A 25,344-nucleotide genomic window follows, 5' to 3' on the forward strand; every position below is an offset into this window, starting at 1 on the left:
GTATAAGAGACAGCCCCCACACCCCGATCGAAACCGTACTCGCTCCCGTTGTCGCGGCTACTCCCGAGAGCGAAGGCCATGTGGTGAAATCCCCCATGGTCGGAACCTTTTACCGCTCACCTTCCCCAGGGGCACCGGTATTTGCCGAAATCGGGCAGAGCATCAACGAAGGACAAACCCTGTGCATCATCGAAGCCATGAAATTGCTGAATGAAATCGAGTCAGATGTCACGGGCTTCGTCAAGCATATTCTGGTGGAAAACGGACAACCCATCGAATACGGACAGCCTCTCTTCGTCATCGCCACGGCCTGAAAGGAAGATCCCCATGTTTGAAAAGATTCTGATCGCCAATCGCGGTGAGATTGCCCTGCGTATATTGCGGGCCTGTCGCGAATTGGGCATCAAAACCGTTGCTGTTCATTCGGAAGCCGATGCCGATGCCAAAGCAGTGGTATTGGCCGATGAATCGGTCTGTATTGGTCCCGCATCCTCCCAACTCAGTTATCTCAATATTCCGGCCATCATTGCAGCAGCGGAAGTCACCGGTGCTGAAGCCATTCACCCCGGGTACGGATTTCTGTCGGAAAATGCGGACTTTGCTGAACGTGTGGAAAACAGCGGCTTTGTTTTTATCGGCCCCAAAGCCGAAACCATTCGCCTGATGGGCGACAAAATCAGTGCCAAGGCTGCCATGAAAGCGGCGGGGGTCCCTGTGGTCCCGGGGTCTGAGGGCCAATTGCCCACCGACCCCAAGGAACTCAAGGCACTGGCCGCATCTATTGGGTATCCGGTCCTGATCAAGGCTTCAGCAGGCGGAGGAGGGCGCGGCATGCGGGTGGTGGAGCGGGAAGAAGACCTGCTCGGCTTCCTCAACCTGACGCGCAATGAGGCACGTTCCGCCTTTGGCAACGACACGGTCTACATGGAAAAATACCTGTCCCAGCCCCGCCATGTGGAAATTCAGGTTTTGTCCGACAAGTTCGACAACGCTTTTTACCTGGGAGAACGGGACTGCTCCATGCAACGCCGTCACCAAAAGATCATCGAGGAAGCACCAGCCCCCGGGATTCCCGCCGCTCTGCGCCAGAAAATTGGAGAAAGTTGTGCGGCTGCCTGTCGACGTATCCACTACCTGGGGGCGGGCACCTTCGAATTTCTTTATGAGAATGGTGAATTTTATTTCATTGAAATGAATACGCGGGTTCAGGTGGAACATCCAGTCACCGAACTGATCACGGGCATTGATATCGTGCAAGAGCAAATTCGCATTGCCGCTGGAGAAAAATTGCCCTGGAAGCAAAAAGATATCCAATTGCGCGGCCATGCCATCGAATGCCGGATCAACGCCGAAGATCCCTTCACTTTTATCCCTTCCCCCGGACGCATTACGCAATACCACGCGCCAGGTGGACCCGGGGTACGTGTGGACTCCCATATCTACCAGAATTACTTTGTCCCCCCTCATTATGATTCATTGATTGGCAAGGTACTGACCCATGGCGCCACTCGCGACCAGGCCTTGGCACGTATGCGTATCGCTTTGTCCGAGATGGTGGTGGAAGGCATCAAGACCAATATCCCGTTGCACCAAAAATTGCTTCAGGATGAGGCATTTCTCATGGGTGGAACCAGTATTCATTACCTGGAAGAAAAGCTGTCTCGGGAAAAACAGGGGTAAGGGTCATGAGCTGGACTTGTCTGACTCTCCAGACCGACCGGGATCATGCCGAACTCTGGTCTGATGCGCTCAGTGCACAGGGGGCACTGGCCGTTACCTTGTCCTCCCAGGCCACCGGCGCTGAAGAAGTTCCGGTATTTGGGGAACCCGGCTGTCCGGAAATGCCTCTTTGGCCCCACTGCCAGATCGAGGTACTTCTGCCCATGGATTGGGATGCTTCATCCTGGTTGAAACAGGTCAGCACCTCCCTTGACCAACCCGTTCCTCCTCACCGCAGCGAAATCGTGGCAGATCAGGACTGGGTCCGCCTCACCCAAAGTCAGTTCGACCCCATTCCCGCCGCGCCTGGGCTATGGATCGTACCCACCTGGCATGAACCCCCCGACCCCAGCGCCCTCAACCTGCGCCTCGACCCCGGACAAGCTTTCGGGACGGGCAGTCACCCCACCACCCGTCTGTGTCTGGAGTGGCTAACCGCCCACCCCCCACGTATGCAACGGGTATTGGACTATGGCTGCGGTTCGGGAATTCTGACCATTGCCGCAGGGTTATTGGGTACAACCCAGCCCATTGGGGTGGATATCGACCCCATCGCCGTACAAACGGCCTGTGACAATGCGGCGTTAAATGGCGTGAGCGCCTCTTTTTACGAACCTGACTCCTTTCCGAATTTCCCCCCCTTCGATGGGGTAATCGCCAACATTCTGACCAATCCATTGGTGGTTCTGGCCCCATTGCTTCTGAACCAACTCAAGGCCGGGGGTTGGTTGACCCTGTCCGGTATTTTATCTTCTCAAGTGGAACGGATACAGAATGCCTATGCACCGGATTGCTTCCTTTCCATCGCTGGTGAGCGGGAAGGTTGGGTCTGTCTCAGCGGTGTGAAGCAGGTATACTGACGCCTCTCTGAATTTCTCTGGAGTGACCATGCTTCCCCCCAATGACCGTCGCTATAGTGCTACCCACCAATGGGTTCAACCCTCCGCTGAAGGAACCTTGGCCATCGGAATCACAGATTTTGCTCAAGACCAACTGGGCGACCTGATGTTCGTGGAACTTGCAAGCGTGGGACGAACCCTGAAGGCGGGAGAATCCTGTGCGACTCTAGAATCCGTCAAAACCGCTTCCGAAGTCCCTTCTCCTGTCGGCGGTACCGTACATGCCATCAATGATTCCCTGAAGGACCACCCCGAAGTTCTCAATACCGAACCCTACGACCATTGGCTGGTAAAAATCACGCCCCATCATGCGGAGGATTACACTCAACTGCTGACGGCGGAGGATTACCAACACAGCGTGTAACTCAATTTACGCTATCATTTCCCCCTTTCCCCACCACCCACAAGGAGAATCCCATGACCACCGTAACTCTAGGCGGACAGCCCGTCACCGTTGCCGGCCAGTTACCTCTGGCGGGACAGATTGCCCCGGATTTTTCATTGGCCGCACAGGATCTGAGCGATCGCACTTTGAATGACTACGCAGGCAAACGCAAGATTCTCAATATCGTCCCCAGTCTCGACACTCCCACCTGCGCCACTTCGACGCGCAAATTCAATGAAAAGGCGTCCGCTTTGGACAATACGGTCATCCTGGTCATCTCTGCAGACTTGCCTTTTGCCATGGCGCGGTTTTGTGCTGCCGAGGGCATCAAGAAGGTGGAGATCCTCTCCACCTTCCGTAACCATCATTTCCATCAAGCCTATGGCGTGGACATCACCGATGGCCTGCTGCGTGGTCTGACCGCTCGGGCTGTGGTGGTTCTGGATGAAAAGAATCGGGTTCTGCATACCGAACTGGTCTCTGACATCAAGGACGAACCCAATTACAACGCCGCCCTGGCCTCCCTGAACTGAGAAACCTGTCCATGAGTATTCTTCTCTGCGGTTCATTGGCCTATGACACCATCATGGTATTCCCTGATCATTTCAAGAACCATATCCTGCCAGATCGTCTCCATCAGTTGAGTGTCGCCTTTCTGGTACCGGAAATGCGCCGGGAATTTGGAGGAACCGCAGGGAATATCGCTTACAACTTGCATCTCCTGGGAGAGGTCCCCTCCATTCTGGCCACCGTGGGTGAAGATTTTCTTCCCTATAAAACCCGTCTCGAATATCTTGGATTCGATCTGCGGGGGATTCGACTCGTTCCCGGCAGTTACACGGCACAGGCCTTCATCACCACGGATCTGGACGATAACCAGATCACCGCTTTTCACCCCGGAGCCATGAGTGCTTCTCACACCCACGCCATCGATACAGTTCCTGACATCACGATGGGGGTTGTTTCACCCGATGGACGAGAAGGAATGCTCCAGCATGCCCGACAATTCCATGAGGCTGGAATCCCTTTTTTGTTCGATCCCGGGCAGGGGCTCCCTCTCTTCAGCGGACCGGAACTGCTCGTGTTTCTGGAGCAGGCCACCTGGCTGGCGGTCAATGACTATGAGGCACAACTGATGGCCAACAAAACCGGGCTTTCCTTCGAGCAGTTGGCCACCCGCGTGGATGCCGCCATCATGACCCAAGGTGCTCAAGGATCGCGCGTCTTTACTGGAAATGAAGTTATCTCTATCCCCGCTGTTCCAGCGGATCAGGTAGTGGATCCCACCGGGTGTGGAGATGCCTACCGAGCGGGACTGGTGTATGGATTGAGTCATCACTGGGACTGGAATCGCACGGGGCGTCTGGCTTCCTTGCTGGGATCCGTGAAGATCGCCTGTCGGGGCGGTCAAAACCATACGCTCACACGCGCCCAACTCAACGAAAAACTTCAGGAGAAATTCGGCTTTTCTCTTGACTCATGAGCATGCCCCTGCGCATTCTGGGGTTGCTCGGACTTATCCTGCGCGGCATACTCACCACGGCCCTGGTTCTGCCCTGGTGTTCCCGAGCCCGACGTCGTCGTCTCATCTGCCACTGGTCTCGTAGGCTGCTCCAGTATTTGCGCCTGACCATTCAGGTACAGGGGGCCTGGCCTGACAGCCCTGGCCCCTATCTGCTGACCTCGAATCATATTTCCTGGGTGGACATCTTCGTCATTCACTCCGTCCATCCCGTACGCTTCATTTCCAAATCCGAAGTACGACATTGGCCAATTTTTGGGTGGCTGGCTGCCCGGACCGGAACCCTGTTCCTGAGCCGGTCTTCCCGTCGACAAACTCTGGAGATAGGAAAAGCAATGACACAGGTCTTGCAGGCGGGCGATGATCTCGGCTTTTTTCCTGAATCCACCACCAGTGACGGCACCAGCATTCTGCCCTTCAAAACTTCTCTTCTACAGTCCCCCCTGGATTGTCAGGCCACGGTATTACCCATCGCCCTGCGCTATTCCGTGCCCCCAGGACACAGTGAATCCGCATACCCCTTTATTGGAGACATGACTTTCATGGAATCCCTGGTGCGGGTTTTGAAGAGTCCGCCCAGTCAAGTCTCCCTGTCTCTGGGTACCCCACACAAGGCCCTCGAACTGGGCACCGACCGACGTCAACTGGCGCTGCAGTTGCATCTACTCACCCAACAACTGCGTGAGTCAATGTAACCGTTGAACGGGCATACCCGCCACCTGAAAAATCACCCCATCTTCCAATCTGATCGCGGTCAACGGCCCACCCCATAAACACCCCGTATCCAGTCCCTGCACATCGACACTGCAATGCAGCCCCAACGCCGACCAATGGCCGCAGAGCAGGCGCTGCCCCGCGCTACGCCGCTGGGGTACGGCAAACCAGGGCAGAAAACCGGCGGGAATCCCCTTCAGTGGTCCTTTGTAACCAAACTCCATCACCCCCTCGCAGGAACAAATGCGTAACCGGGTCATCCCATTGATGATCGTGCGCCAGCGCTCCACTCCCGCAAGGGCATCATGCCAACCTGTGGGAGTATTGCCATACATCACCTTCAAAAAATCACCATATTGCGCTCCCTGAAGAACTCCCTCCACTTCTCTGGCCAGGGACGCCGCCTGTTCCACGGTCCACTGCGGTAATAGTCCCGCATGAATCAAGGTCACCCCCTGATTTCGATGAAGCAAAGGACGGCAACGTATCCAACGCAGCAATTCCTCCCGATCAGGAGCCTCGAGAATGGTATTGAGCGTATCTCCGGGACGCAGATGGGTGGCACCTTCTGCCACACACAACAAATGCAGGTCATGGTTGCCCAACACAACCGTCGCTCGATCTCCCCATGACTTGATCAGGCGCAACGACTCGAGAGAATGGGGACCACGATTGACCACATCGCCCACAAACCACAATTCATCCTGCTTTCTCAACGGCAAGGTGGAGAGCAGGCGATCCAGGGGTTCCAAACACCCCTGAAGATCCCCGATCACATACACACTCATGGAGTAGGTGCGGTGGGCGTCACGACGGGAGAGGACGAAATCCCGTTTGCAGGCGGTAAAGGGGATGGGAGGGCCATGGCCACTTCCCCCACGGGCTTGATGCGCGCTTCCACAGAGGCTTCGCTTTGTTGTGCTGCGGAAGGAACGGAACTATCAGAACAACCGCCCAGAATCCCTGCACTCAATAGTACCACTCCGATCACCAGCCTCTTCATCATGAATCCTCCTCAATGCTTTTCGTGTCCATTCTACCCTCACATACTCAATCATATCGTGACGATATATAAATCCCCTCTCTAACTCGTTAAATACTACGGAATGGTCTCGCTCAGTTCTCCCGGTCGTTGAAAGTTTCACCTTTTCTCCCAAACTCTAGCCCTCAAAGTCATTATCTGGTAATTTCAGGATTAAACCTTTAGTCGACACATCTTCCTATGACTTCACTCCCGATTTTACTGCGGCACACTGGATCGCGGTGGTTCTGCGCCCTGTTCATCGTCTGTCTTCAGGGTTGTTCTCCAGAACCTCCTGCGCATGCCCAAAACGGAACGATCACCCCCCCCGTCTTCAATACGCAGTCTCCTGCACCTCATACCCCGCCCAACCATGGATTTTCTGCTCTGGTGGCCTTCGGAGACAGCCTCTCCGACCTGGGGACTTATACTGTTCTGGCCGAACGAACTTATGGGCTGGGAACCTCTTTTGATATTCCATTCACCGGTCTACCCTACCCCGCCGGTGGACAATTTACCGTCAATGGCACCGCAACGGGAAATTGGGTGGGTGACTTGGCCCAACGCCTAAACCTCGACATCACCCCGAACTTGATTGGTTTCGGTGGTCCCCCTGGTAGCCGCTACCTCACACCCATGGCCGGATTTTCCCGCACGCCGGTGTTTTGCCCCTTTGGTTTTCAAACAGCGGACCATTCAGCATTTTGTTTGGACTTTGCTGAAGGAGGAGCCTTGATCAGCAACCCCATAGGAATCGATCACAATCGGGGAGCCTTGACCTTGCCGCTGACTCAACAGGTCTCCCAGTATCTGCATCAGTTCCAGCGTTTTCGCCCCGACCAGTTGGTCACCGTGTTTGGTGGAAATAATGATGTACTGTTAGCCTTCACCCAATTCCTGAGTAATATCACGGAAAGTGTTCAGCAACGGGTGGCCAGTGCAAAGCAGAACAATCCAGCCATGGGTCCGGTTCGCCAGCAGGAGATTGCGACCCAGGCATTGGGTCAGGAATATCAAACGGCACTCGTTCAAGCTCAGCATCAGATAGATCAGGCAGCCGATGATCTGGCCAAACTCACCCTGCGGATCATCGACCACGGAGCCCGGTATGTCTTGGTCTATACACTCCCGGATTCTGCTGAAACCCCCTTTGGACGGGGCCTTCCCTACACCTTGAGAGATTTCCCCCAACCCCCTCCAACCGGCTATGTCTGTCACTCTTCGGAGCCCCTGGCCCCATGTAACCTTTTGTCCCGGCTGGTGAATCGATTCAACCAGCGCCTCCTTGACAACTTGCAGGGCAAACCCGTCAAGATATTCGACAGTCACCAATTATTCGGGGAACTCATCGCTCATCCAGAGACCTACGGCTTTACCCACGCCACCATAGCCTGGTGTGCGCCCAAAGTGCCTTCATCCCTTTTGTGCAATCTTGACACCCCCAACAAAACGGCAGGCGCAACGGTCCAAAATCTTTCTTCCTGGTTATTTGCCGACGACATTCACCCCACACCCGCAGGCTATCAGGTGTTGGCAGATCAAACCTGGTCCGAATTAAAGTATTTTGGCTGGATAGCCAAACCCCCGCTCCCCTGATCGGGCCTTGCAGCGCAAAACCCTTAACCCGAGGATCACTGGCAATGGATTATTTTACTCCACCGTGCTGGCGCGCTTCCTCTTCATAGAGTTTGGCCAAAATGGTGGAATCCTCTTCCCCGTGGCCCTTGTCATGCGCCCATTCAAAGGCGCTCCGCGCAGCCCTATGGAGGGGACAAGGCACGCCATGACTTTCGAACTGATCGATTTCATAGGACAAGTCCTTGATCATCTGATTAACCTTGACGCGCACCGTATAGTCACCATCAATCATGAAACGGGCTTCGCGCAATCCCCGTGGGGCAAAGGGAGCCGTGGTGGCCTTGATGGCCAGCCGCCGTTCCACATCCATATTGCCGACTTTCATCAAGGCCACCATCTCGGCCGCAGCGATGTATTCGATACCCAACTTGCCATTGATCATCAACTTCTCGGAAATACCGTCGAGAGGGCCCCCCGCATGATTGATTTTACTGCCCATGGCCAGCAAAAGCGGCTGAATCCTGACCATTGCAGCATCCGATGCCCCTACGGTGAAGATCAGCGTACGATTGTCTGCTTCGGGCAGAGAACCGGACATAGGCGCAGAGACGAATTCAATGCCCCGGGTTGCACACGCTTCGGCCAATTTCTTTTCATGCCCCAAAGTCAGGGTGGCGCACTCCAGAGCAATGGACCCCGCCCTCATGGAGGGAAGAGCGCCGGTTTGAGGATTGAGCCACACATCGGCAGAGGCGGCATCATCCCAGACCATGGTAATCACGAACTCGGCATGAGTCACCGCCTCCGCAGGAGTCATGGCGTGTCGTGCGCCCAATTTTACAAGAGGCAGGCAGGCAGCCGCTTCAATATTCCAGACCGTCACAGAATAACCTGCAGCGATCAATGAATTGGCCATGCGCGACCCCATGGCGCCCATACCCAGTACGGCGACCTGTTGAGGCTGTGAAGAAGAGGATGGAGTATTCACGGTAATATCTTTCCTGTGTCCGAGTTAAAATCAGGTCCTAGATGCTAGAAAGATTCGATGGAGTTAAAAAGCAAATAATGTACACATCAGATATAAATTATATTAACACCCCAAACCCATTGCATCCGTTCTTGCGGGGTTTGCTCCCTTGAGTAGGATACCACACCGTTTCATTGTACTTTTGACCCTGCTTTGTGTATGGGCTGAGCCCGTCAAAGCAGAGGAACCCGTATCGCCACCTACCCTGACTCCGATCCGTCATCTGGTGATCCTTTACGATGAAAATATTTCCTTTGATCACTATTTTGGAGCTTATCCCAAGGCACTCAATCCTCCGGGCTCACCTCACTTCCTTGCCAAACCCCATACGCCCAAAGTCAACGGCTTCGATGCTCTGCCCTCGAACCCGAGTCCCCGTCCCTTTCGTCTGGACCGGAGTCAGGCAGTCACGGCAGACCAGTCCCATGCCTATACGGACGAACAGGCAGCTTTCCATCACGGGCACATGGATCACTTTATCGAATCCACCGGGAATGGACTGGTCCATTCCCCCGGCGTGCTGGGCAGTCCCGCCACGGTGATGGGCTATTTCGATGGCAATACCGTCACAGCCCTGTGGAACTACGCCCAGCACTATGCCTTGAGTGATGCCACCTTCACGGATACCTTCGGTCCCTCCACCCCAGGCGCACTGGAAGTGGTGGCCGGGCAAACTCACGGAGCAATACCGGTTTTTACTCAACGCTTCCCTTCGTTACCCACCAGTATTCTATTGCCGGATGGTCGAGGTAGGTTCACCCTGATTGGCGATGCTGATCCGGAAGAGGATGTTTGTTCGCGCTCACCACTCAGAATTCACATGGCGGGTCCCAATATCGGCGAATTGCTGGACAAGCAAAATATTCCCTGGGGAAACTTCATGGGGGGCTTCGATCTGAGTCGTATCAACCCGAATGGCAGTTCGGGCTGTACCCGAACCAGCACTACTAGCGCCGGTTCCTTGGTGCGCGATTATCTACCCCATCACAATGGATTTCAGTACTACCCCTCCACCGCCAACCCCTTTCACACCCGCCCGGCCTCTCTCTCCACCATTGGTCATGCCACCCTGCCAGATGGCGTGACACCAGAACCGGCGCATCACCAGTATGATCTGGAAGATTTCTTCAGTGCCGTCAAGACGGGAAATTTTCCGGCCATTAGTTTTCTCAAAGCCCCAGCCTTTCAAGATGGCCATGCCGGTTACTCCAACCCCTTGGATGAACAACGTTTCATCGTACGCGTGCTCAATTTCCTTCAAAGTCGTCCCGAATGGGCAGAGACCGCCGTCATTCTGACCTACGATGATTCCGATGGATGGTATGACCATGCGTTCTCACCCATCCTTCATTCTTCCCACGATTCCCAGGCCGACACACTGAGCAGTGCGGGGCATTGTGGATCAGAAAGCCACATCCCCCTCGGCACCGATGGACAACCCGTCAATGGTCGCTGTGGCCCAGGCCCACGCATTCCCTTGCTGGTTCTGTCTCCCTGGGCGAAGACCAACTGGGTTGACCACACGCCCTTGACCCAAACCTCGATTCTTCGCTTCATCGAAGATAATTGGTTACATGAAGCACGCTTGGGCCAAGGTTCCTTCGACGTCGATGCGGGAAACCTGATTCACCTCTTTGATTTCACCCAACCAACACCGCTTCCCCCTCTTTATCTGGACCCTGATTCAGGACTTCCCCTTGCGCTCCCCCCCCATGACCTCTGATCTCCCAAAAAAAAGATTCCTGATCCTCTGCACCCTGCGCATCGGAGATATTCTCCTCGCGACGCCGCTTCCGCGCTCCCTGCGCAAGGCGTACCCTGACAGTCGAATCGACGTACTGGTCTTGAAAGGTATGGCCTCGGTACTGGAAGGCAACCCGGATATCGATGAAATCATCGAAACTCCACACCGAACCACCCTGGGGAGCCGAATCAAGGAATGGCGTGCGCTTTGGCGTCGCTATACCCATGCCCTGAGCCCAGTCTCTTCAGATCGAGCGCGGCTTTATGCTTTTGTGGCGGCCCCCCTCCGTTTGGGTTTCATCAACCCCCATACCTCGTCCCTTTCACGCCGTTTGCTCACCCATGCACTTTTGTTTGATGACGAAACTCTGCACACCGTGCCCCATAACTTGAGATTATTGGAACCCTTGGGTATTCCTCCCGACTGCACCGTAGTCCCCCCCACAGCGGGAGGACTACTCCCCATCACACTGCACGAAAAAAAGTACGTCGTGCTCCATCCCTATCCAAAATTTACTTATAAATCGTGGCCACTCGAGAACTGGGTCACATTGATTCAAGAACTACAGAAGAGGTCCATACCTGTTGTTCTCACAGGCAGTCGCGATCCAGAGGAAATGAAAGTGGTTCAGGAAATTGCACAACGAACCACCGCACTCAATCTGGCGGGCACCTTGTCCCTGGCAGAAACCGCCGATCTCATCAGAAAGGCTCAATTCTTTGTGGGACCCGATACAGGGATCACACACATGGCTGCTGCAACGGGCATCCCCACCCTGACTCTCTTCGGCCCCACCAACCCAGTCAAGTGGGGCCCCTGGCCCGCAACCCAGGACTGCGCACAGCAGCCCTGGCGACGCCAGGGAAGTCAACATCAAGGAAATGTCTGGATCATTCAGGGATCAGGGCCCTGTGTGCCTTGCCATCAAGAGGGATGTGACCGCCATGCACACAGCAAAAGCCAATGCCTGGAAACCTTGCCAGTAAGCGCCGTTCTGAGCATCATCCAGACCTTGGCGCTTTAGGAATCGTAATGGCCCTCTCTTTGAGGACATCTTATTTCCTGATTATGTCTCTATCTCAGTCCGCACTGGATAACTGTACGGATATACAGTTTGAAAAAAGCAATAAAAGCATTGTGCCTTTAGCCATAGGTCACAACAAACTCTATCTGTGTCATAAAGAAAGTATAGACCACTTACAAAAGATATTGATAGACTCTCTATTTCTTAAACATTTTTTTAATAAATACTATATGTTCTTGGGAAATAATATTCCAATATTTCAGTCGTATCATTTGCCAGAATGGAATATGCGAAGAAGAGTTTACGAGTATTTAAAAATACATCACCCAGAGTTTTATGTAAAATTTCGTAGTTTAACAGGCAGTTGAAAAAATGCCTATTTTAGAACCAGGTGCACTATATATCGTTTACTACGCGAATGGATACCGTTGGTATTTTAAAAAACTCGCGAATATATAAAGTTTAGCCTTCATCACAACCATCATGAATTCTTCTAATATTATTACTAATCCCGACACTAGATTAACTGAGTTGGATGGCATCAGGGGATGGGCTTCTTTATCCGTACTTTTCTATCATGTATTTTGGGAAATATTTGGCATTGTAATCCCGGATTTTAGAAACATATTTACCGCAACAATATTTAATGGGACATTGTCTGTAACAGTTTTTTTTGTACTTTCTGGAGAGGCAATTTCAATCGGTTACTGGGGAAAAAAAGATGCTAAATTCGTTCAAAAAATGGCTCTGAAACGGTACCCCAGACTAACCATTCCCATCTTTTTTTCCTGCTTAATTGTCTATGTCCTGATGATTTCTCATTTGACTTATTCAAACGAGGCCGCTGATTTTGTAAATCGCAAGGACTGGTTAGGATCATTCCTGAATTTTTCGCCAAGTTTTATTGGCTTGATAAAACACTCAATGCTCGAGGTTTACATTCATCACAAGCCCTCGCTTTCTTATAATGCATTTTTATGGACGATGAAAGTGGAAATGATAGGATCGTTCGCTATTTTTATCCTGCTCATGTTTAAAATCAGCGACATCAAGAAAGTTGTCTTGGCAGGGTTAATAGGGTTAGTGCTTTTAATCAGCGAAGATTTTACTGCCTGTTTCTTATTTGGAATGGTAATAGGGTACTATAGGACAAAAGGGAATTTTGTTAAACTAGGGGAAAACAGAAACTTCCAGATCGCCGCTATTCCTTTGTTGTTGATTATTCTTATCGCAAGCGGAATTCCACAACTATCAGGCGTGTCAGGGCAATCGGTTTATAAACCTTTATACATAATATTTTCAGTTGCCGTAGTTTTTTTGGCGCAGGAATCGATTGCAATATCTAACGGTTTAAAAAACAACTTGTCTAATTTCCTGGGGAAAATATCATTTCCGCTATACCTCATTCAGTTTTCTGTTTTCATCTCATTTACCTCTTTTGAAATAATTTATTTTAAAACCCATTCTGGACTAACATTATCAGCCGTAGAGTTGATCGCAATTACCACGATAGCATTGAGTCTTGTGCTTGCATATTTTTTTGGGATTATCGAAAAAATGGCCCACTGGGTGAGCGGAAAATTAGCATCATTCATGTTTAATCAATAATAACAAAAAACCATAGACTTCAAAATCATAATTACTTAATCGGCTTAACCAGAAGTGTCGAAAATATACCGATCAGTAATACCATGGAATAGCCTTCTGTAAAGTCTATAAGATAGGGATTGAATAAACAACCTGTAGAAAAAACGACCCAATGACCTCTTATTTGAATACCAGAAATAATATTTTCTTTCAGAGACATACGGAACCAAAAGTAAAATAGGGCTACGATTCCGGCCAACCCAAATATTCCAAGTTGTGCCGCCCACATCAAATATTCATTATGCAAATTATAAGTGGGAATCCGCCCAACTTCTGTGTCAGATTGTTTGGCTAATCGTGTGCTTTCATACAGGATAGAACCCGTTCCGTATCCCAGGATAGGTTTGGTTGAAAACAGAATTAAACCTTTTTTCCAGAATTCGACTCTTTCGCCTTCCGAGGTTAAAGAGCCATTGTGATGGGTTTGCTTAACTTCTTGAATAATTGATCCCATTCTTGTTTCTGGATTCAATATAAATATTGCGGTGATCACACTTATCCCCGCAACCGACAGACCCAGAAACAAATAGAATTTCTTTCTGTTAATATTTGCCACTCTCAGGAATTCTAATATTATCCAAATTGCCAAGATCGGAATGGTGGCTTTCCCTGTACGCGCCACCATTACCCAACCGATATCCAATACACTCAAACAAGCAATGACAAGATAGATCAATCGTTCCGACATTCTTTTAGAACATAGCGCTAAACCAGTTGAAATTGCAATAAGCAAGGAAAAAAGCATCCCTTGGGTAATATGCATTTTAAATACCGCATCCCCTGGTGGAGCTCCTACATAAGCAGGATCACTCATATGCGTTAACCCAAAATATTCGCTCCAGGAAAGTATTACTGTCATGAAAATTGACCATGCAAAAACCTTTACTGCTGTAATTCTGTGCTCTAGTTGTTGAAAATGGGGTATCAACAACGGGATGAAAATCAATTTCTTATAACGATTCAGAAAATTAAATGCCTCTTGAGAAGAACCTGAAGTATGAAATATCCCGACAAACATTAATCCAAATAAAAACAGTGCAGTGATTACAATCGGGTTTTTGATGAGCGAACTGGCTGACTTCCAAAACTCTCTTGAGGTTATCGAAGTCAAGAAAACGAGGAAACCAAAAAAATTCACCCCCGCAACCGAGAAGGGGAGACAAGCCAGCATGCAATAAGTCAGAATTCTAACAATCTGACTTGAAGAGGGTAATTTTTTAATAATATTTATCATTAAGACCACATTTTTGGTTCTGAGACCAACTTATAGATTTCGATTTTATTCAGAAAACATCGGCAATAAATTCAAACAATTCATACTGCATAATGGGTTTTATATTTTGCATATATTACCAAATATTATCAAACTCTTTGTTATTCAAATGAATTATTCGAGCCAATCGATCCATGACTCCATAGGACAACAGAATACCTTGGCTTCCAAGCGCCAATCCCGCACAAAACTCTACTCCGGAGGTCTCAAATTGAAATTTTTTCGAGCGCGCCATCAGATTGAAATCTTTATCGAGCCGTATGAAATAATGATCAAACAGTACTTTCTTTCTTTGATAGTCTGGATCCTTTGTCACATGCTTCATCACCAGCTTTCCAAACAGGGGAGATTTTCTGCGATGATGCACCACAGCCAGAGAAGTTTCTCCCCAATCAATCAGTTGAGAGGAACCCGAGAGCATGGCCCCGCCTAGGGGAGGGATAGTCAAGTTGGCGTGCTGTTTCTCTTCTCTTACCAGATGTTCAAGCTTTCCCGCATACAGATAAACTTCCATGGGTTGTGTTGAATAGATCAGATAGAGCTCATCATTTTTGACATAAGGCATCCAGTTTTTCTCACGCGCTTGCCCATGAGGAGAAGGAATGACTATAGGATCTACCAGATGGTCTCCATCTACCCTTGAAAGCACCATGGTATTGAAATAGTTATTTCCTTCACGCCTTAATCCGCTGAATAAACCAAATAACTGGTGCTTCCAGTAAAATAGGCGACCATCCTCCAACCCATGAGTGGCCTCCCTACAATAATTACGAAAATCCAGATCGTTCAACTTGAAAATTGAACGCACGCTGAAATCCGGATGATAGCGCACTAACCAATTTTCACTGCTCAAAAATTCACAATCATCTCCTTGATAAGGAACCGGATCCAGAGCTCTGACCAGTACATCCCATCCCTCTTGACTGGCTACCAAGGAAGGATTACAGATAGCCAGGCTGGTTGGAACTTTGATGTCTATGATTTTCGCTTCTTTGAACTGTTCTGTCAGTTTCATGATAACTATAAAACTCCAAGAAATATTATAGGGTGGGCCTTGGATACTCAGTTCTACATAAGAAGACCGTCTTGACGAAACTTCATGGCACTCCCCCCAGTTTCTGCGTTTCGTTGCAGGATGAGATCCACTGCCTGTCGGGTTCCCAAAGGGGGTAGGGTAGAACGAGGCATCCTGTCCTCTGCCCAGTCCCGCTGCAAGCGTCCCAGTAATGCTTCCAATGCGCCACTCTGATCCACCTCAATGGCGTAGCCCCCATGCTTCTCGATCAAATCCATCAACTGGGGGTTCAGATGAACGAGGCCGATCACTGGCCGGTCCGCCCATAGGTAATCATAAAATTTTGAAGGGATGTACTCGGCACAATCGGCCGTATGACCATGGATCAACAATAGGCCATCCATTCGGTGCATTTCCTGCTGAATACGTTCCCGACCGGATAGCCCCGAGAGGGGATCCCGTTCCAGGCGCCCGTGTTCGAAGAAATATTTTTGTATTCCCAACCGTTGAATGGCCTCTCGACCTGCCCCATCAATGCTTCCTCCATAGCAATGAATTTCCATGTCCCCCGCCTGTTCCGGGCAGGATTGGGCAAAACGCGCAAAGGCTTCCACAAAAGGACGCAACGTACGCACCTCGGAGAGAGAACCAAAGTGCCCCAGACGCAAACGAGACCCCTTTTGATAGGTAGCCTTGACCTGAGGGGGTTCCGCCCCCGGCAATATCGCAAAACCACGTTTGCCCAATTGCGGATGACGTTTCAATGCGCTGGCCAGGGCCTGCTCGGTAAACCACCACGTCATATCCGCCTCGGTACAAATCATCCCTTCCAGACGAGCCCAAAACCTGAGATTTCGGGTGGCAGGGGTCGTCCCTGGAAAAACCATGGGATCATGAACCTCGGCAATCCAACGAACTTTTGTCAACTTTTTCAACCAGTACCCCGCCCAGTGGGCCGAATAGGCGCCTCCTGTGGAGTAGATGAGTTCCGGTTGATACTGCCGAATCATTTTCCATCCCCGGTAGAGGGCGGCAGGAGTCCAGGACCACTGACTTTGCAACCCTATGACCAATCGTTCCAGGATAATGAATGGGGCCAGAAACAGTGAAGTCAACCCGGTAACCACGCGATAACGCCAACCCCGTCCCCATTTCAAGGCCAGTAAGTGACGCAGGTCAAAACGGAAGCCGGCGGGTCCCCAGGGAAGTAATTGTTCATGAACGAAATGCGAATCCCTGACTCCGGTAACCGCGCTGAGTACGACGGGTTCAATGCCTGCCTCCCTGAGGTGTGGGATCTTGTCCGTTATGGTCAGACTGGCCGCCCTTCCATCCATGTTAAACCCGTGGGAAAGAATCAACCAGCGGCGTATCGGCGATATTGTCATGCCTTGTCAATGGCGAATAAGGTTTGTGCCACCCTATCCCCGCTCACTTTCATTACGGTAAAGAACACCATGAATTCCCAGTTGTTTCAATTTTCGGTAAAGATGGGTCCGTTCCAGCCCGACCCGTTCAGCAACCCGAGAGATATTGCCTCGGGCATCTCTAAGATGGAATTCGAAATAGCCCTTCTCAAACTCGTCTCGAGCCTCACGCAGGGGCTTCTCGTACAGGGTTACCAAATCCCGAACCAATACGGCCCGTTTAATTTCATCGACCGTGTCAGGTTCTTCGCCGGGCTCACCTTCATAATCCGTGATAAATCGCTGGGCATCCTCAAAGGTGATTTCAAACCCGGAAGCCGTCAGTGCCAGGGTTCGTACTGCACTGGCCAGCATGGGTAAATTCCCAGGCCATCGTTGCTGCCGCAGGAGGTTGAGCGCCCCGCTGGTCAGAGTTCGAACAGGGATTTCTCCGGTTTCAATCATGCGGTTGAGAAAAGTGAGCGCAATTTCCGGAATGTCTTCCGCATGTTCACGCAACGCGGGAACGGCCAGGGACACTCCGCCCATCTGGGCCAAAAATGCGGCAGCCAGGTGTCCATTGTGAATCAATTCTCCTAGGGGCTGGGCACTGCCACAAATCAAGCGCAGGTGATAGCGCGATAATTTAGACATCAGTTGCATCAGGCCTTGCTGTTCTGCTGCTTTCAAGTGCGCCAGTTCAGCAATGAAGATAACCCCGCCCTGATAATCCTGCAAGGGCTGAAAAGGGTTTTCTACCAGCCAATGCATCTCCTCGGGGGCATACCAGAGCGCATTGGGTTTGAGTAGGTGGCGAGCGATCAATTCGATACCGCATCCTGGCTCCCCCATCAAAAACAGTGGAACCGCTTGGGAAGCAATTTGATCGAGACGTTGCCGTAACTCATTCATCACGGCAGAGCGGCCCAACTGATGACTGGACAAAGTCTGTTGGCGCACCTCTTTTCCGGCCTGCATGGCACGAACCACTGTAGACAGGAGTTTAGGCAGGGCAATGGGTTTCTCCAAAAAACCGTAGGCCCCCATCCGTGTTGCCTCCACGGCCATCTCCACGGTCGCATGTCCCGACATCATCACCACAGGCATGGTCAATTGTCCTGTGCTGGCCCATTCGCGCAACAAGGTCACCCCATCTTCCAGAGGCATCCAGATATCGAGCAACACCATGTCAGGACGCTGACGTTGCCGTAGTTCCCGTGCTTCGCTGGCAGTCGCCGCCAACTGTACTTCATATCCTTCATCCCGCAAAATTTCCGAGAGTAATTCTCGAATGCCAATTTCGTCGTCCACGATCAAGATCAAATTGCTCATCCCCGATTCCCCTTCCTCATAGGCAACCTGATCTCGATGGTTGCCCCTCCCGCAACACTGTTGAAAGCCCGGATATGCCCATGATGCTCTTCCACGATCTTCTTGACGATAGGCAGCCCCAAACCGGTCCCCTTGGACTTGGTGGTGATATAGGGTTCAAACACCCGTGCAATCATTTGTTCAGAAAACCCTTGTCCATTGTCCGATACACTCAGTTTGGCCCATTCCTCTTCCTGAGCGGTGATCACCCTCACCCTGAAGTCCTTTTGGTCCCGCCCTTCATCCAGCGCATTCTGCAACAAGTTATGGATAACCTGCCGTAATCGCGTGGTATCTCCCTGAATTTTCGGAAGGTCTGGGTCCAATTGGGGGATGATATGCTCTCCTGCATTCTCGTACAACACCAGCACCTCCCGAATCAGTTCGTTGAGGGATAAACTCTCTTCCACCAAACGGGAGGCCTTGGCGTATTCACTAAAATCGTTGACCATGTTTTTGAGGGCATCTACCTGATTGATGATGGTACGGGTAGAGCGTTTCAGCAACTCGGCGTCTCCTTCACTCAGACGATCCTGCAAGCGATGCTCCAGCCGCTCCGCAGCCAATTGAATGGGAGTCAAAGGGTTCTTGATTTCATGGGCCAGACGACGCGCCACTTCCCCCCAAGCCGCGTAACGTTGGGCTTGAACCATCTGGGTGATGTCGTCAAATACCAGAACCCAATCAGCGCCCAAACCTTCTGGCAAACGTGATCCCTTGAAATGAAGTTTGCGATGCCCCTGTTCACCATCATACTCAGCATCCCCTTCCCATCCCTGAGCAGAAGAATCGGAAAAACTCTTTTCCAAAAAATCGATGATAGGCAGCAGCAAGGGCATTCGGTAACCCCATTCCTTTAAAGTGATTCCCTCCAATCCCGCCAATCCCAACATCTGCTGAGCACTGAAATTGGCACTTTTGAGATGCAGGTGTGGATCCAGTACCAGCACGCCCGCAGAGAGGTTTGAGAGAATGTTTTCCTGGTAGATCTTGGCCTCGGTCAACCCCTGCTGATAACGCTGTCGAGCCATTGACGCCTCCCGTAACTGATGGGTCATGGTATTGAAGGATGCCGTCAATACCCCCAGTTCATCATTGCTGCTCACCGGGGTCATGATACTGAAATCTCCTGCGCCCACTGCCCGAGTGCTGGCTGCCAGCGCATTGAGCGGCGCACCAAACCGTTCGGAAACCACAAAAGCCAGGACGATGGCCGTCAACAAAGTCAACAGCAAGACCAGGGAAAGATTCAGTCGGTACAGATTTTTTAAGCCATGGCGCGCCAAGAGAAGTTCCTGATACCCTCTCCAGGCAGCTTCCACCTGATCTGCATTGCTCGCCAACTCTTTGGAAACAGGCTGCAGCAATTGCAAAATCCTGAAATCCTCAGTGAAGGAAATTCGGTTAACAGGAACCAATACGCGCAGAAATACTCCCTTGCCCGGTAAATTCTCCACCATTCGATAAGGACGCTGGGCACGAATCTGATGGCTGATGTTTCCCGTCAGGGTCAACCCCTCAGGAATCAGGGCGTCATTGCGAGCGCTGGAAAAGGCCAGCACCGTCCCATTTTTTGAGAGCAAGGTAGCCTCCTGAACGCCAAACTGTTCACGCAACTGCTGCAGGAGAGAAAATTCATCCAGAGCTGTCGCATCGGCCAGCACCGAGGACATCGTCGTCGCTTTGTGAACCAGATCATCCAGCAGACTGTCGAAAGCTGTGCGTCCCAAACCCAAACCGGCCGTCAAGGCTTTATCCACATTCACATCAAACCAGGATTCAATACTGCTCGACAAAAAACGAACGGATACGCCATAAACCAAGGTTCCGGGCAGGACGGCCATGCCCACCAGCAACAATACCAGTTTGAAGGTCAGTTTCGAGCCGAATACCTGCTGTCGCCATTTGCGATAAAGCATGGCCAATTGATAGGCAATCAACCCCATCAACAGCAAGGCCACGGTGGCCCCCCCCATAAGCAGTCTGGGATAATCTGCCGCAAACAGGGTGGTATTCGCAGTCGCTACGGACAGAATGACCAGAAAGGTCGTAGCGCCACCAAAGATCGGCAGGAGAAACCACAGGGAACGCATTCCCAGAAGGGCAGGGATCCGTTTCAAGGGGTGAACATCCATTCCCGGTGCGGTGAGGTCAGGGTCCAATCCCCGGAATATAAGGCATCCAATTGAAAAGGTTTAGGCAAATACGAAGTATCCAGTTCGATATGAAGTTGTGCCTGATACTGCTCGCCTTTGCCAAGCGGCATCTGACTGTGGACAGGAACGGCTTTAACAGTTTCCAGTGCTTGCAAGGCCTCGTCCAGGGAGGAAAAATTCAGGTAGAGACCACCGATGGAATAACGATATACACGAGTCAATGGGTTGTAACTCAAACGCCGTTCCTGGTGCCAAGTCAGTACTTGACGATTGAACCAGTACCAACGGGGTTGGATCAGACCGAGATCAAGGCTGAACGTCAGAGGAATCCCCCGTTCCACAGCTTCTTTCAAAGCCGCAGTCAAATTGACCATAAAGTCTGTCGTCAGTGAGACGTTTGCCGAATCGATCCACTGCACCTCCGCACTCTGGATATCGATACCTTCGGCGTGGGCTAAAAAAACCCATAAAAGCGAAGAAAATGCGAAAAACCGCCTAAAATTTCTGGAGAACAGCATAGAAAAAGCCATCATGAATGTCATCTGGCAGCAATTGCCCTTTTTCCCAGCGAGGAACGGATCCTGTTTCGTCCATTTTTTGCATCATCTCGTTATTTTGTCTCAAAGTCCCTTCCTTGACCCCTTCCGTTCCTTCAAGAAAACGTTGAATCACCGCACCATTTTCTTCCTGAAACAGAGAACAGGTGGCATAGACCAAGCGTCCCCCTTTTTTCAGGGTGGGCCACAATTGAGTCAACAAATTCAACTGACGCTGGGCCAAGGCGGGGATGTCTTCTTCGCGCCGCAACCATTTGATGTCCGGATGGCGTCTGACGACCCCCGAGCCACTGCAGGGGACATCGAGCAGAATGCGGTCGAAAGGCCGCCCGTCCCACCACAGATCGGTTCGGACCGCATCCGCGCACCGGACTTCGGCCGTCAGGTGCAGGCGTTGTAAATCAGCCTGCATTTTCTTGACACGACCCGGTTCGATATCCAGGGCCAATAACCCCTCTAATCCATTTCCTCTTTCCAGCATATGGGCCGTCTTGCCCCCAGGTGCCGCACAGGCATCCAGTATCCGTTGTCCGGAATGGAGTCCCATGAGATGGGCCGCCCATTGCGCACCGGCATCCTGGACAGAAACCGCCCCCTGTTCAAACCCCGGCAACTGGGTCACGGCTTGGGGAGTTTCGAGTACCAAACCCTCCTGACCGACGGGTCGAGAAGCCAAACCGACCCCCTGCAAACGTGCCTGATATTGGGCCACGCTGTTGAATCGACGATTGACCCTCAACGTCATGGGCGGACGTTGTTGTGCTTGCTGCAATAAGGCTTCCCAATGCGTCGGGTGATCCTGCTGCAGGCGTGTGATCCACCAGTCAGGATGAGAATAGCGGCCTTCCAGCGATTCATGGGCGTCTGCTATCAGTACTTCCTTCTGGCGCAACAGGTTCCTCAGTACCCCATTGACAAAGCCCCGGGCCGCAGTCAATCCCAACGCACCTGCTGTTTCAACTGCATGACTGACCACGGCATGGGGTGCCGTGCGCGTATGCAGCAATTGATAGGCTGCCACCATCAGCAATAACCGCGCCGCCATCTCCGGTTCACCCCTTTGAAACAAAGGGGCCAATACCAACTCCAGTTCCGTTTTGAAACGCAGGACTCCGTAGGCGCAATCCTGTAACGATGCCCGCTGATGGTCCGACAATACCCCCTGGGCGGCTTTGCGCGCTTCGGTCAAGGCGTGGTCAAGATTCTTCCCAGCCAGTACCTGGCTCAAGGCAAAAATGGAAAGTCGTTGTATTTCAATCATGCTTTACCCCATTTCTCACCGACTTTCATGGCATTGCCGCGCAAGAATTCCTGTACGGATAAAATCTTCCCTCCGGCTCGTTGCAGACGTGTCACCCGCAACAGACCTTCTCCACAAACCACCTTGATGCCCCCGTGATCGAGGTGACACAGGGTACCGGGCTGATCATGCTGAAAGGAAAGCGGCTTTTCTTCGATTTCAGCTTCCCACAGACGCAACATTTCCTTGCCAGACCAGGTTCTTGCCACGGGGCCTGTAACGAATGTGCGAATTTTTCTGTCAATTTCCGTAGCCGAAGACTCCCAGTGAATTTCTGCCTCTTCCTTGCGAATCTTATCGGCATAAGTCACCCCAAAGATAGGCTGAGGTTGGGCATGACGCTGCAGATAGTCCAGTTGATCCAGCCCCTCGATCAATGTTTTGGCTCCCAACTTCGCCAATCGATCATGAAGAGACTGGCCTGTTTCCCGACTCTCAATGGGGCAGGAATGCTGCAAAAGGACGGGACCTGTATCCAACCCCGTCTCCATCTGCATGAGGCTGATCCCTGTTTCCCGATCTCCCGCCAGCAACGCGCGCTGAATGGGGGCGGCCCCTCGCCAACGGGGCAAGAGGGAGGCATGAACATTGATGGCACCAAAAGGCGCCAAAGTGAGCAGGGCAGGGGGGAGTATCATGCCGTAGGCCACCACCACCCATACTTCGGACGGCCATTTCGCCAAACCGGTCACGAGCTCCGGATCTTTCAGGGAATACGGTTGCAACACAGGCAGTTGGGCGGCTCTGGCACACTGTTTGACTGGACTTTCCTGTACCTTCTGTCCCCGTCCGGCGGGTCGATCCGGTTGAGTCAACACCGCCAGTACCTGATGATCGGAAGATAAGAGCGCCTCCAGGGAAGTGGCGGAAAAATCAGGAGTTCCGGCAAATATGAGGCGCATCAGAGCGTTTCTCGAAGACGTTTACGCAATTTTGCCTTGATCCGATTCTGCTTGAGCAGTGACAGATAATCCACAAAAACCTTTCCCTCCAGATGGTCCATCTCGTGCTGCAGACAGGTGGCCATCAGGCCTTCCGCTTCCAACGCAAAAGTTTTTCCTTCCAGATCCCATGCTTCCACGACCACGCGGTCCGCTCGAGTCACCTTGTCATAAATACCCGGCACGGACAGGCACCCTTCCTCGTGTTCGCGCTGTCCCTTCTGCTGGATCAGACGAGGATTGATGAACACTTCGGGATTATTTTGTTCCTTGGAAATATCCAGCACGATGACACGCAAGTGGACATCCACTTGTGTGGCCGCCAAACCGATACCCACGGCAGCCTTCATGGTTTCAATCATGTCCTGTACCAAACAACGTATATATTCGTCGACCTCACGCACAGGTTTGGCTTTTTTGTATAAACGGGTATCCGGATAACGAAGAATGGGGAGAAGGGCCATGAAAGGTGAGTATAAGATCAGTTTAAAATTTTGTAACGTCTTATTATAACGGGCATCTGCTCTCAATGGTGCCCTCTTGCCATGGTTCCACTCCCTGACGTCCCATCAGACACTCTGAAGTTCTGGCTGAGCCAGGAACATCATCATTATCTCCGACCAGAGGATCGCGATTTTCCCGCACCTCTGAAGGAAATCAATTCCGCACCTGTCCATCTCTATCTGACCGGACATCTGTCTCTGCTTCAACGCCCCATGCTGGCCATCGTTGGAAGCCGCCGTGCCAGTACTCAAGGAATCTTGAATGCCACTGCCTTCGCTCGTGCCCTGTCTCAAGAGGGCTTGACCATCATCAGCGGCTTGGCGATCGGCATCGACGCCGCTGCTCACAGGGGAGCAATGGAAGGAAACGGCCAAACTGTGGCTGTAATGGCGACCGGCATAGACCGTCTCTATCCCTCTGACAATCAGGCACTGGCGCAACAAATTGCCAAACAGGGGTTGATCTTGAGTGAATTTGACTTCGGAACCCCAGCCCGTCCCTGGCACTTTCCCCATCGTAATCGTCTGATTGCCCATTTATCCCTGGGGTGCCTGGTGGTGGAAGCCACTCTGGACAGCGGTTCCCTCATTACCGCCCAGTTGGCTCTGGACCAAGGAAAAGAAGTCTTTGCCATCCCTGGCTCCATTCATAATCCACTCTCGCGGGGGTGTCACCAACTGATTCGAGAAGGGGCCAAATTGGTGGAAAATATCGCTGACATCCTGAACGAACTACCGGAACCCAATGGCAAAACCGGTGAAAATCCTGCGTCCCCTCAAGAAAATTTTCCACTGGAATCCACTCATCCAACCTTTCCCTCGGTAGAATGTCTGCGCTTGTGGCAGAATATGGGGGAGTTACCGATGACTCTCGACCGGTTGGCAAAACAGTCCAACTTGACGGTGAGTCAAGTAGCGCTCATGCTAACCTCACTTGAATTGGCAGGCCATGTGGCTTGGATTTCTGGAGGACGGGTTCAGCGCCTGGTTCACTCCCCTCCAGGCTTTCCTTGACCGACCCGATGATGGGCGTTTATACGCGAGGGCACCGTTTATGGTGGACATCCTGATATTTGTTTATGAAAATTTCTTTGGTAGCGGCATTTATCCGGCTCATTCTGTGCTCGTCAACCGGCTTTATGCGGCTGGTTTTGAAGAAGGGGCTGTGAGTGGAACCTTGGCTTGGCTGGATAGTCTGGGGCAGAATGGCGAGGTTCTTCCTTCCAGTCTGACTTCCTCCTCCGTCGGCACAGAGTGGCAGTCAACCCCCGCCCAACGTTTTTTGGTAGAACACGAATTGGAGCGTTTGGGACAGGAAGGCTGGGATTTTCTTGCCTTTCTGGAAAACGCCAAGGTATTGTCGGCGGCCCAACGTGAACTGATATTGGGAGGATTGATGGCACTGGATCTGGACGAAGATGAGCCCGACCTGGATCGCCTCAAACTGATGGCATTGATGGTCCTCTGGCGCCAGGGTCGTCCCTGGGATGCGCTACTGATCGAAGAATTGATTTATTTCCAGGATTCCCTGGTCCATTGAGT

At 51.6% G+C, this 25,344-nt stretch carries 25 protein-coding genes; 13 read left to right on the forward strand and 12 right to left on the reverse strand.

The genetic code is table 11. The annotated features are described in order from the left end of the window. The 7 genes from accB to IV91_RS0105610 form a co-directional block, all read left to right on the forward strand. Positions 1–314 (forward strand): acetyl-CoA carboxylase biotin carboxyl carrier protein (gene accB, locus IV91_RS0105580; RefSeq protein ID WP_150112399.1); only part of this gene is annotated, 314 nt, incomplete at its 5' end. Between the two features lie 13 nt (positions 315–327). Further along, entirely contained in the window at positions 328–1,680 is a 1,353-nt protein-coding gene (gene accC / locus IV91_RS0105585) for an acetyl-CoA carboxylase biotin carboxylase subunit (RefSeq protein WP_031596717.1), read from the forward strand. A 5-nt stretch (positions 1,681–1,685) separates the two neighbouring features. After that, positions 1,686–2,579, forward strand: coding sequence for a 50S ribosomal protein L11 methyltransferase (gene prmA / locus IV91_RS0105590; protein ID WP_031596719.1), 894 nt, complete (start codon positions 1,686–1,688; stop codon positions 2,577–2,579). Between the two features lie 28 nt (positions 2,580–2,607). Next, a complete protein-coding gene (gene gcvH, locus IV91_RS0105595) occupies positions 2,608–2,982 on the forward strand; it encodes a glycine cleavage system protein GcvH (RefSeq protein WP_031596720.1) in 375 nt (124 codons plus the stop codon). 53 nt (positions 2,983–3,035) lie between these two features. Next, a complete protein-coding gene (gene tpx, locus IV91_RS0105600; RefSeq protein ID WP_031596721.1) occupies positions 3,036–3,536 on the forward strand; it encodes a thiol peroxidase in 501 nt (166 codons plus the stop codon). A gap of 11 nt (positions 3,537–3,547) precedes the next feature. Continuing rightward, positions 3,548–4,486 (forward strand): carbohydrate kinase family protein, encoded by a 939-nt coding sequence (locus tag IV91_RS0105605; RefSeq protein WP_031596722.1) that lies wholly within the window; start codon positions 3,548–3,550, stop codon positions 4,484–4,486. Next, the gene (locus IV91_RS0105610) at positions 4,483–5,220 is read left to right on the forward strand and encodes a lysophospholipid acyltransferase family protein (RefSeq protein ID WP_084189945.1); all 738 of its coding nucleotides are present in this window, start codon (positions 4,483–4,485) and stop codon (positions 5,218–5,220) included. The genes IV91_RS0105605 and IV91_RS0105610 overlap by 4 nt, the downstream gene beginning before the upstream one ends. On the opposite strand, the gene IV91_RS0105615 is transcribed toward IV91_RS0105610, so the two are convergent. Beyond that, on the reverse strand, positions 5,212–6,027 hold the full coding sequence (locus IV91_RS0105615) for a symmetrical bis(5'-nucleosyl)-tetraphosphatase (RefSeq protein WP_031596724.1): 816 nt from the start codon (positions 6,025–6,027) through the stop codon (positions 5,212–5,214). The genes IV91_RS0105610 and IV91_RS0105615 overlap by 9 nt on opposite strands. Beyond that, positions 6,024–6,245: a hypothetical protein gene (locus IV91_RS0105620; RefSeq protein WP_031596725.1), complete on the reverse strand. Its 222-nt coding sequence runs from the start codon at positions 6,243–6,245 to the stop codon at positions 6,024–6,026. Before IV91_RS0105620 ends, IV91_RS0105615 begins: the two co-directional genes overlap by 4 nt. A gap of 216 nt (positions 6,246–6,461) precedes the next feature. On the opposite strand from IV91_RS0105620, the gene IV91_RS0105625 reads away from it, so the two are divergent. Further along, positions 6,462–7,856 (forward strand): SGNH/GDSL hydrolase family protein, encoded by a 1,395-nt coding sequence (locus IV91_RS0105625; protein WP_051862148.1) that lies wholly within the window; start codon positions 6,462–6,464, stop codon positions 7,854–7,856. Positions 7,857–7,905: 49 nt separating this feature from the next. Here IV91_RS0105625 and IV91_RS15655 read toward each other — a convergent pair whose 3' ends face one another. Further along, positions 7,906–8,826, reverse strand: coding sequence for an NAD(P)-dependent oxidoreductase (locus IV91_RS15655; RefSeq protein WP_051862149.1), 921 nt, complete (start codon positions 8,824–8,826; stop codon positions 7,906–7,908). 148 nt (positions 8,827–8,974) lie between these two features. On the opposite strand from IV91_RS15655, the gene IV91_RS0105635 reads away from it, so the two are divergent. The 3 genes from IV91_RS0105635 to IV91_RS0105645 all read left to right on the forward strand — a co-directional run bounded on the left by IV91_RS0105635 (position 8,975) and on the right by IV91_RS0105645 (position 13,241). Continuing rightward, entirely contained in the window at positions 8,975–10,588 is a 1,614-nt protein-coding gene (locus tag IV91_RS0105635) for a phospholipase C (protein WP_200874335.1), read from the forward strand. After that, on the forward strand, positions 10,578–11,633 hold the full coding sequence (locus IV91_RS0105640) for a glycosyltransferase family 9 protein (RefSeq protein ID WP_035417246.1): 1,056 nt from the start codon (positions 10,578–10,580) through the stop codon (positions 11,631–11,633). The genes IV91_RS0105635 and IV91_RS0105640 overlap by 11 nt, the downstream gene beginning before the upstream one ends. A 483-nt stretch (positions 11,634–12,116) precedes the next feature. Beyond that, on the forward strand, positions 12,117–13,241 hold the full coding sequence (locus tag IV91_RS0105645) for an acyltransferase family protein (RefSeq protein ID WP_031596730.1): 1,125 nt from the start codon (positions 12,117–12,119) through the stop codon (positions 13,239–13,241). Between the two features lie 31 nt (positions 13,242–13,272). Here IV91_RS0105645 and IV91_RS0105650 read toward each other — a convergent pair whose 3' ends face one another. From IV91_RS0105650 to def, 9 genes are all read right to left on the reverse strand, one after another. Continuing rightward, a complete protein-coding gene (locus tag IV91_RS0105650) occupies positions 13,273–14,451 on the reverse strand; it encodes an O-antigen ligase family protein (protein WP_160171525.1) in 1,179 nt (392 codons plus the stop codon). Positions 14,452–14,629: 178 nt separating this feature from the next. Beyond that, entirely contained in the window at positions 14,630–15,568 is a 939-nt protein-coding gene (locus tag IV91_RS0105655) for a hypothetical protein (protein WP_031596732.1), read from the reverse strand. Between the two features lie 53 nt (positions 15,569–15,621). Continuing rightward, positions 15,622–16,956 carry a glycosyltransferase family protein gene (locus IV91_RS0105660; RefSeq protein ID WP_150112400.1) on the reverse strand — a complete coding sequence of 445 codons (1,335 nt, stop codon included), beginning with the start codon at positions 16,954–16,956 and terminating at the stop codon, positions 15,622–15,624. Between the two features lie 33 nt (positions 16,957–16,989). Further along, positions 16,990–18,306: a sigma-54-dependent transcriptional regulator gene (locus IV91_RS19595; RefSeq protein WP_031596734.1), complete on the reverse strand. Its 1,317-nt coding sequence runs from the start codon at positions 18,304–18,306 to the stop codon at positions 16,990–16,992. After that, the gene (locus tag IV91_RS0105670; RefSeq protein ID WP_160171526.1) at positions 18,303–20,465 is read right to left on the reverse strand and encodes a sensor histidine kinase; all 2,163 of its coding nucleotides are present in this window, start codon (positions 20,463–20,465) and stop codon (positions 18,303–18,305) included. Before IV91_RS0105670 ends, IV91_RS19595 begins: the two co-directional genes overlap by 4 nt. Further along, a complete protein-coding gene (locus tag IV91_RS0105675; RefSeq protein WP_082783128.1) occupies positions 20,462–21,043 on the reverse strand; it encodes a DUF4390 domain-containing protein in 582 nt (193 codons plus the stop codon). The genes IV91_RS0105670 and IV91_RS0105675 overlap by 4 nt, the downstream gene beginning before the upstream one ends. Continuing rightward, positions 20,997–22,319: a 16S rRNA (cytosine(967)-C(5))-methyltransferase RsmB gene (rsmB, locus tag IV91_RS0105680; RefSeq protein ID WP_031596737.1), complete on the reverse strand. Its 1,323-nt coding sequence runs from the start codon at positions 22,317–22,319 to the stop codon at positions 20,997–20,999. The genes IV91_RS0105675 and rsmB overlap by 47 nt, the downstream gene beginning before the upstream one ends. Beyond that, positions 22,316–23,260 (reverse strand): methionyl-tRNA formyltransferase, encoded by a 945-nt coding sequence (gene fmt / locus IV91_RS0105685; protein ID WP_031596738.1) that lies wholly within the window; start codon positions 23,258–23,260, stop codon positions 22,316–22,318. Before fmt ends, rsmB begins: the two co-directional genes overlap by 4 nt. Next, entirely contained in the window at positions 23,260–23,763 is a 504-nt protein-coding gene (gene def / locus IV91_RS0105690) for a peptide deformylase (protein ID WP_031596739.1), read from the reverse strand. The genes fmt and def overlap by 1 nt, the downstream gene beginning before the upstream one ends. 81 nt (positions 23,764–23,844) lie before the next feature. Here def and dprA point away from each other — a divergent pair, with 81 nt between their 5' ends. Both dprA and IV91_RS0105700 read left to right on the forward strand, forming a co-directional pair. Further along, positions 23,845–24,816 carry a DNA-processing protein DprA gene (dprA, locus tag IV91_RS0105695; RefSeq protein WP_051862154.1) on the forward strand — a complete coding sequence of 324 codons (972 nt, stop codon included), beginning with the start codon at positions 23,845–23,847 and terminating at the stop codon, positions 24,814–24,816. 40 nt (positions 24,817–24,856) lie between these two features. Continuing rightward, positions 24,857–25,342: a DUF494 family protein gene (locus IV91_RS0105700; protein WP_031596741.1), complete on the forward strand. Its 486-nt coding sequence runs from the start codon at positions 24,857–24,859 to the stop codon at positions 25,340–25,342. Positions 25,343–25,344: the final 2 nt, after the last annotated feature.

Origin of the sequence: Ferrovum myxofaciens (assembly GCF_000735045.1) — a bacterium.
Taxonomy (GTDB): domain Bacteria; phylum Pseudomonadota; class Gammaproteobacteria; order Burkholderiales; family Ferrovaceae; genus Ferrovum; species Ferrovum myxofaciens.

Coding starts and splice junctions, on each gene's coding strand:
- IV91_RS0105615 (WP_031596724.1), bottom strand. CDS start 6,027: ATGAGTGTGTATGTGATCGGGGATCTTCAGGGGTGTTTGGAACCCCTG.
- IV91_RS0105620 (WP_031596725.1), bottom strand. CDS start 6,245: ATGATGAAGAGGCTGGTGATCGGAGTGGTACTATTGAGTGCAGGGATT.
- IV91_RS0105660 (WP_150112400.1), bottom strand. CDS start 16,956: ATGACAATATCGCCGATACGCCGCTGGTTGATTCTTTCCCACGGGTTT.
- prmA (WP_031596719.1), top strand. CDS start 1,686: ATGAGCTGGACTTGTCTGACTCTCCAGACCGACCGGGATCATGCCGAA.
- rsmB (WP_031596737.1), bottom strand. CDS start 22,319: ATGATTGAAATACAACGACTTTCCATTTTTGCCTTGAGCCAGGTACTG.
- IV91_RS0105700 (WP_031596741.1), top strand. CDS start 24,857: ATGGTGGACATCCTGATATTTGTTTATGAAAATTTCTTTGGTAGCGGC.
- IV91_RS0105655 (WP_031596732.1), bottom strand. CDS start 15,568: ATGAAACTGACAGAACAGTTCAAAGAAGCGAAAATCATAGACATCAAA.
- fmt (WP_031596738.1), bottom strand. CDS start 23,260: ATGCGCCTCATATTTGCCGGAACTCCTGATTTTTCCGCCACTTCCCTG.
- IV91_RS0105640 (WP_035417246.1), top strand. CDS start 10,578: ATGACCTCTGATCTCCCAAAAAAAAGATTCCTGATCCTCTGCACCCTG.
- IV91_RS0105675 (WP_082783128.1), bottom strand. CDS start 21,043: ATGACATTCATGATGGCTTTTTCTATGCTGTTCTCCAGAAATTTTAGG.
- accC (WP_031596717.1), top strand. CDS start 328: ATGTTTGAAAAGATTCTGATCGCCAATCGCGGTGAGATTGCCCTGCGT.
- dprA (WP_051862154.1), top strand. CDS start 23,845: ATGGTTCCACTCCCTGACGTCCCATCAGACACTCTGAAGTTCTGGCTG.
- IV91_RS0105645 (WP_031596730.1), top strand. CDS start 12,117: ATGAATTCTTCTAATATTATTACTAATCCCGACACTAGATTAACTGAG.
- IV91_RS0105605 (WP_031596722.1), top strand. CDS start 3,548: ATGAGTATTCTTCTCTGCGGTTCATTGGCCTATGACACCATCATGGTA.
- def (WP_031596739.1), bottom strand. CDS start 23,763: ATGGCCCTTCTCCCCATTCTTCGTTATCCGGATACCCGTTTATACAAA.
- tpx (WP_031596721.1), top strand. CDS start 3,036: ATGACCACCGTAACTCTAGGCGGACAGCCCGTCACCGTTGCCGGCCAG.
- IV91_RS19595 (WP_031596734.1), bottom strand. CDS start 18,306: ATGAGCAATTTGATCTTGATCGTGGACGACGAAATTGGCATTCGAGAA.
- IV91_RS0105610 (WP_084189945.1), top strand. CDS start 4,483: ATGAGCATGCCCCTGCGCATTCTGGGGTTGCTCGGACTTATCCTGCGC.
- IV91_RS0105625 (WP_051862148.1), top strand. CDS start 6,462: ATGACTTCACTCCCGATTTTACTGCGGCACACTGGATCGCGGTGGTTC.
- gcvH (WP_031596720.1), top strand. CDS start 2,608: ATGCTTCCCCCCAATGACCGTCGCTATAGTGCTACCCACCAATGGGTT.
- IV91_RS0105650 (WP_160171525.1), bottom strand. CDS start 14,451: ATGCTGGCTTGTCTCCCCTTCTCGGTTGCGGGGGTGAATTTTTTTGGT.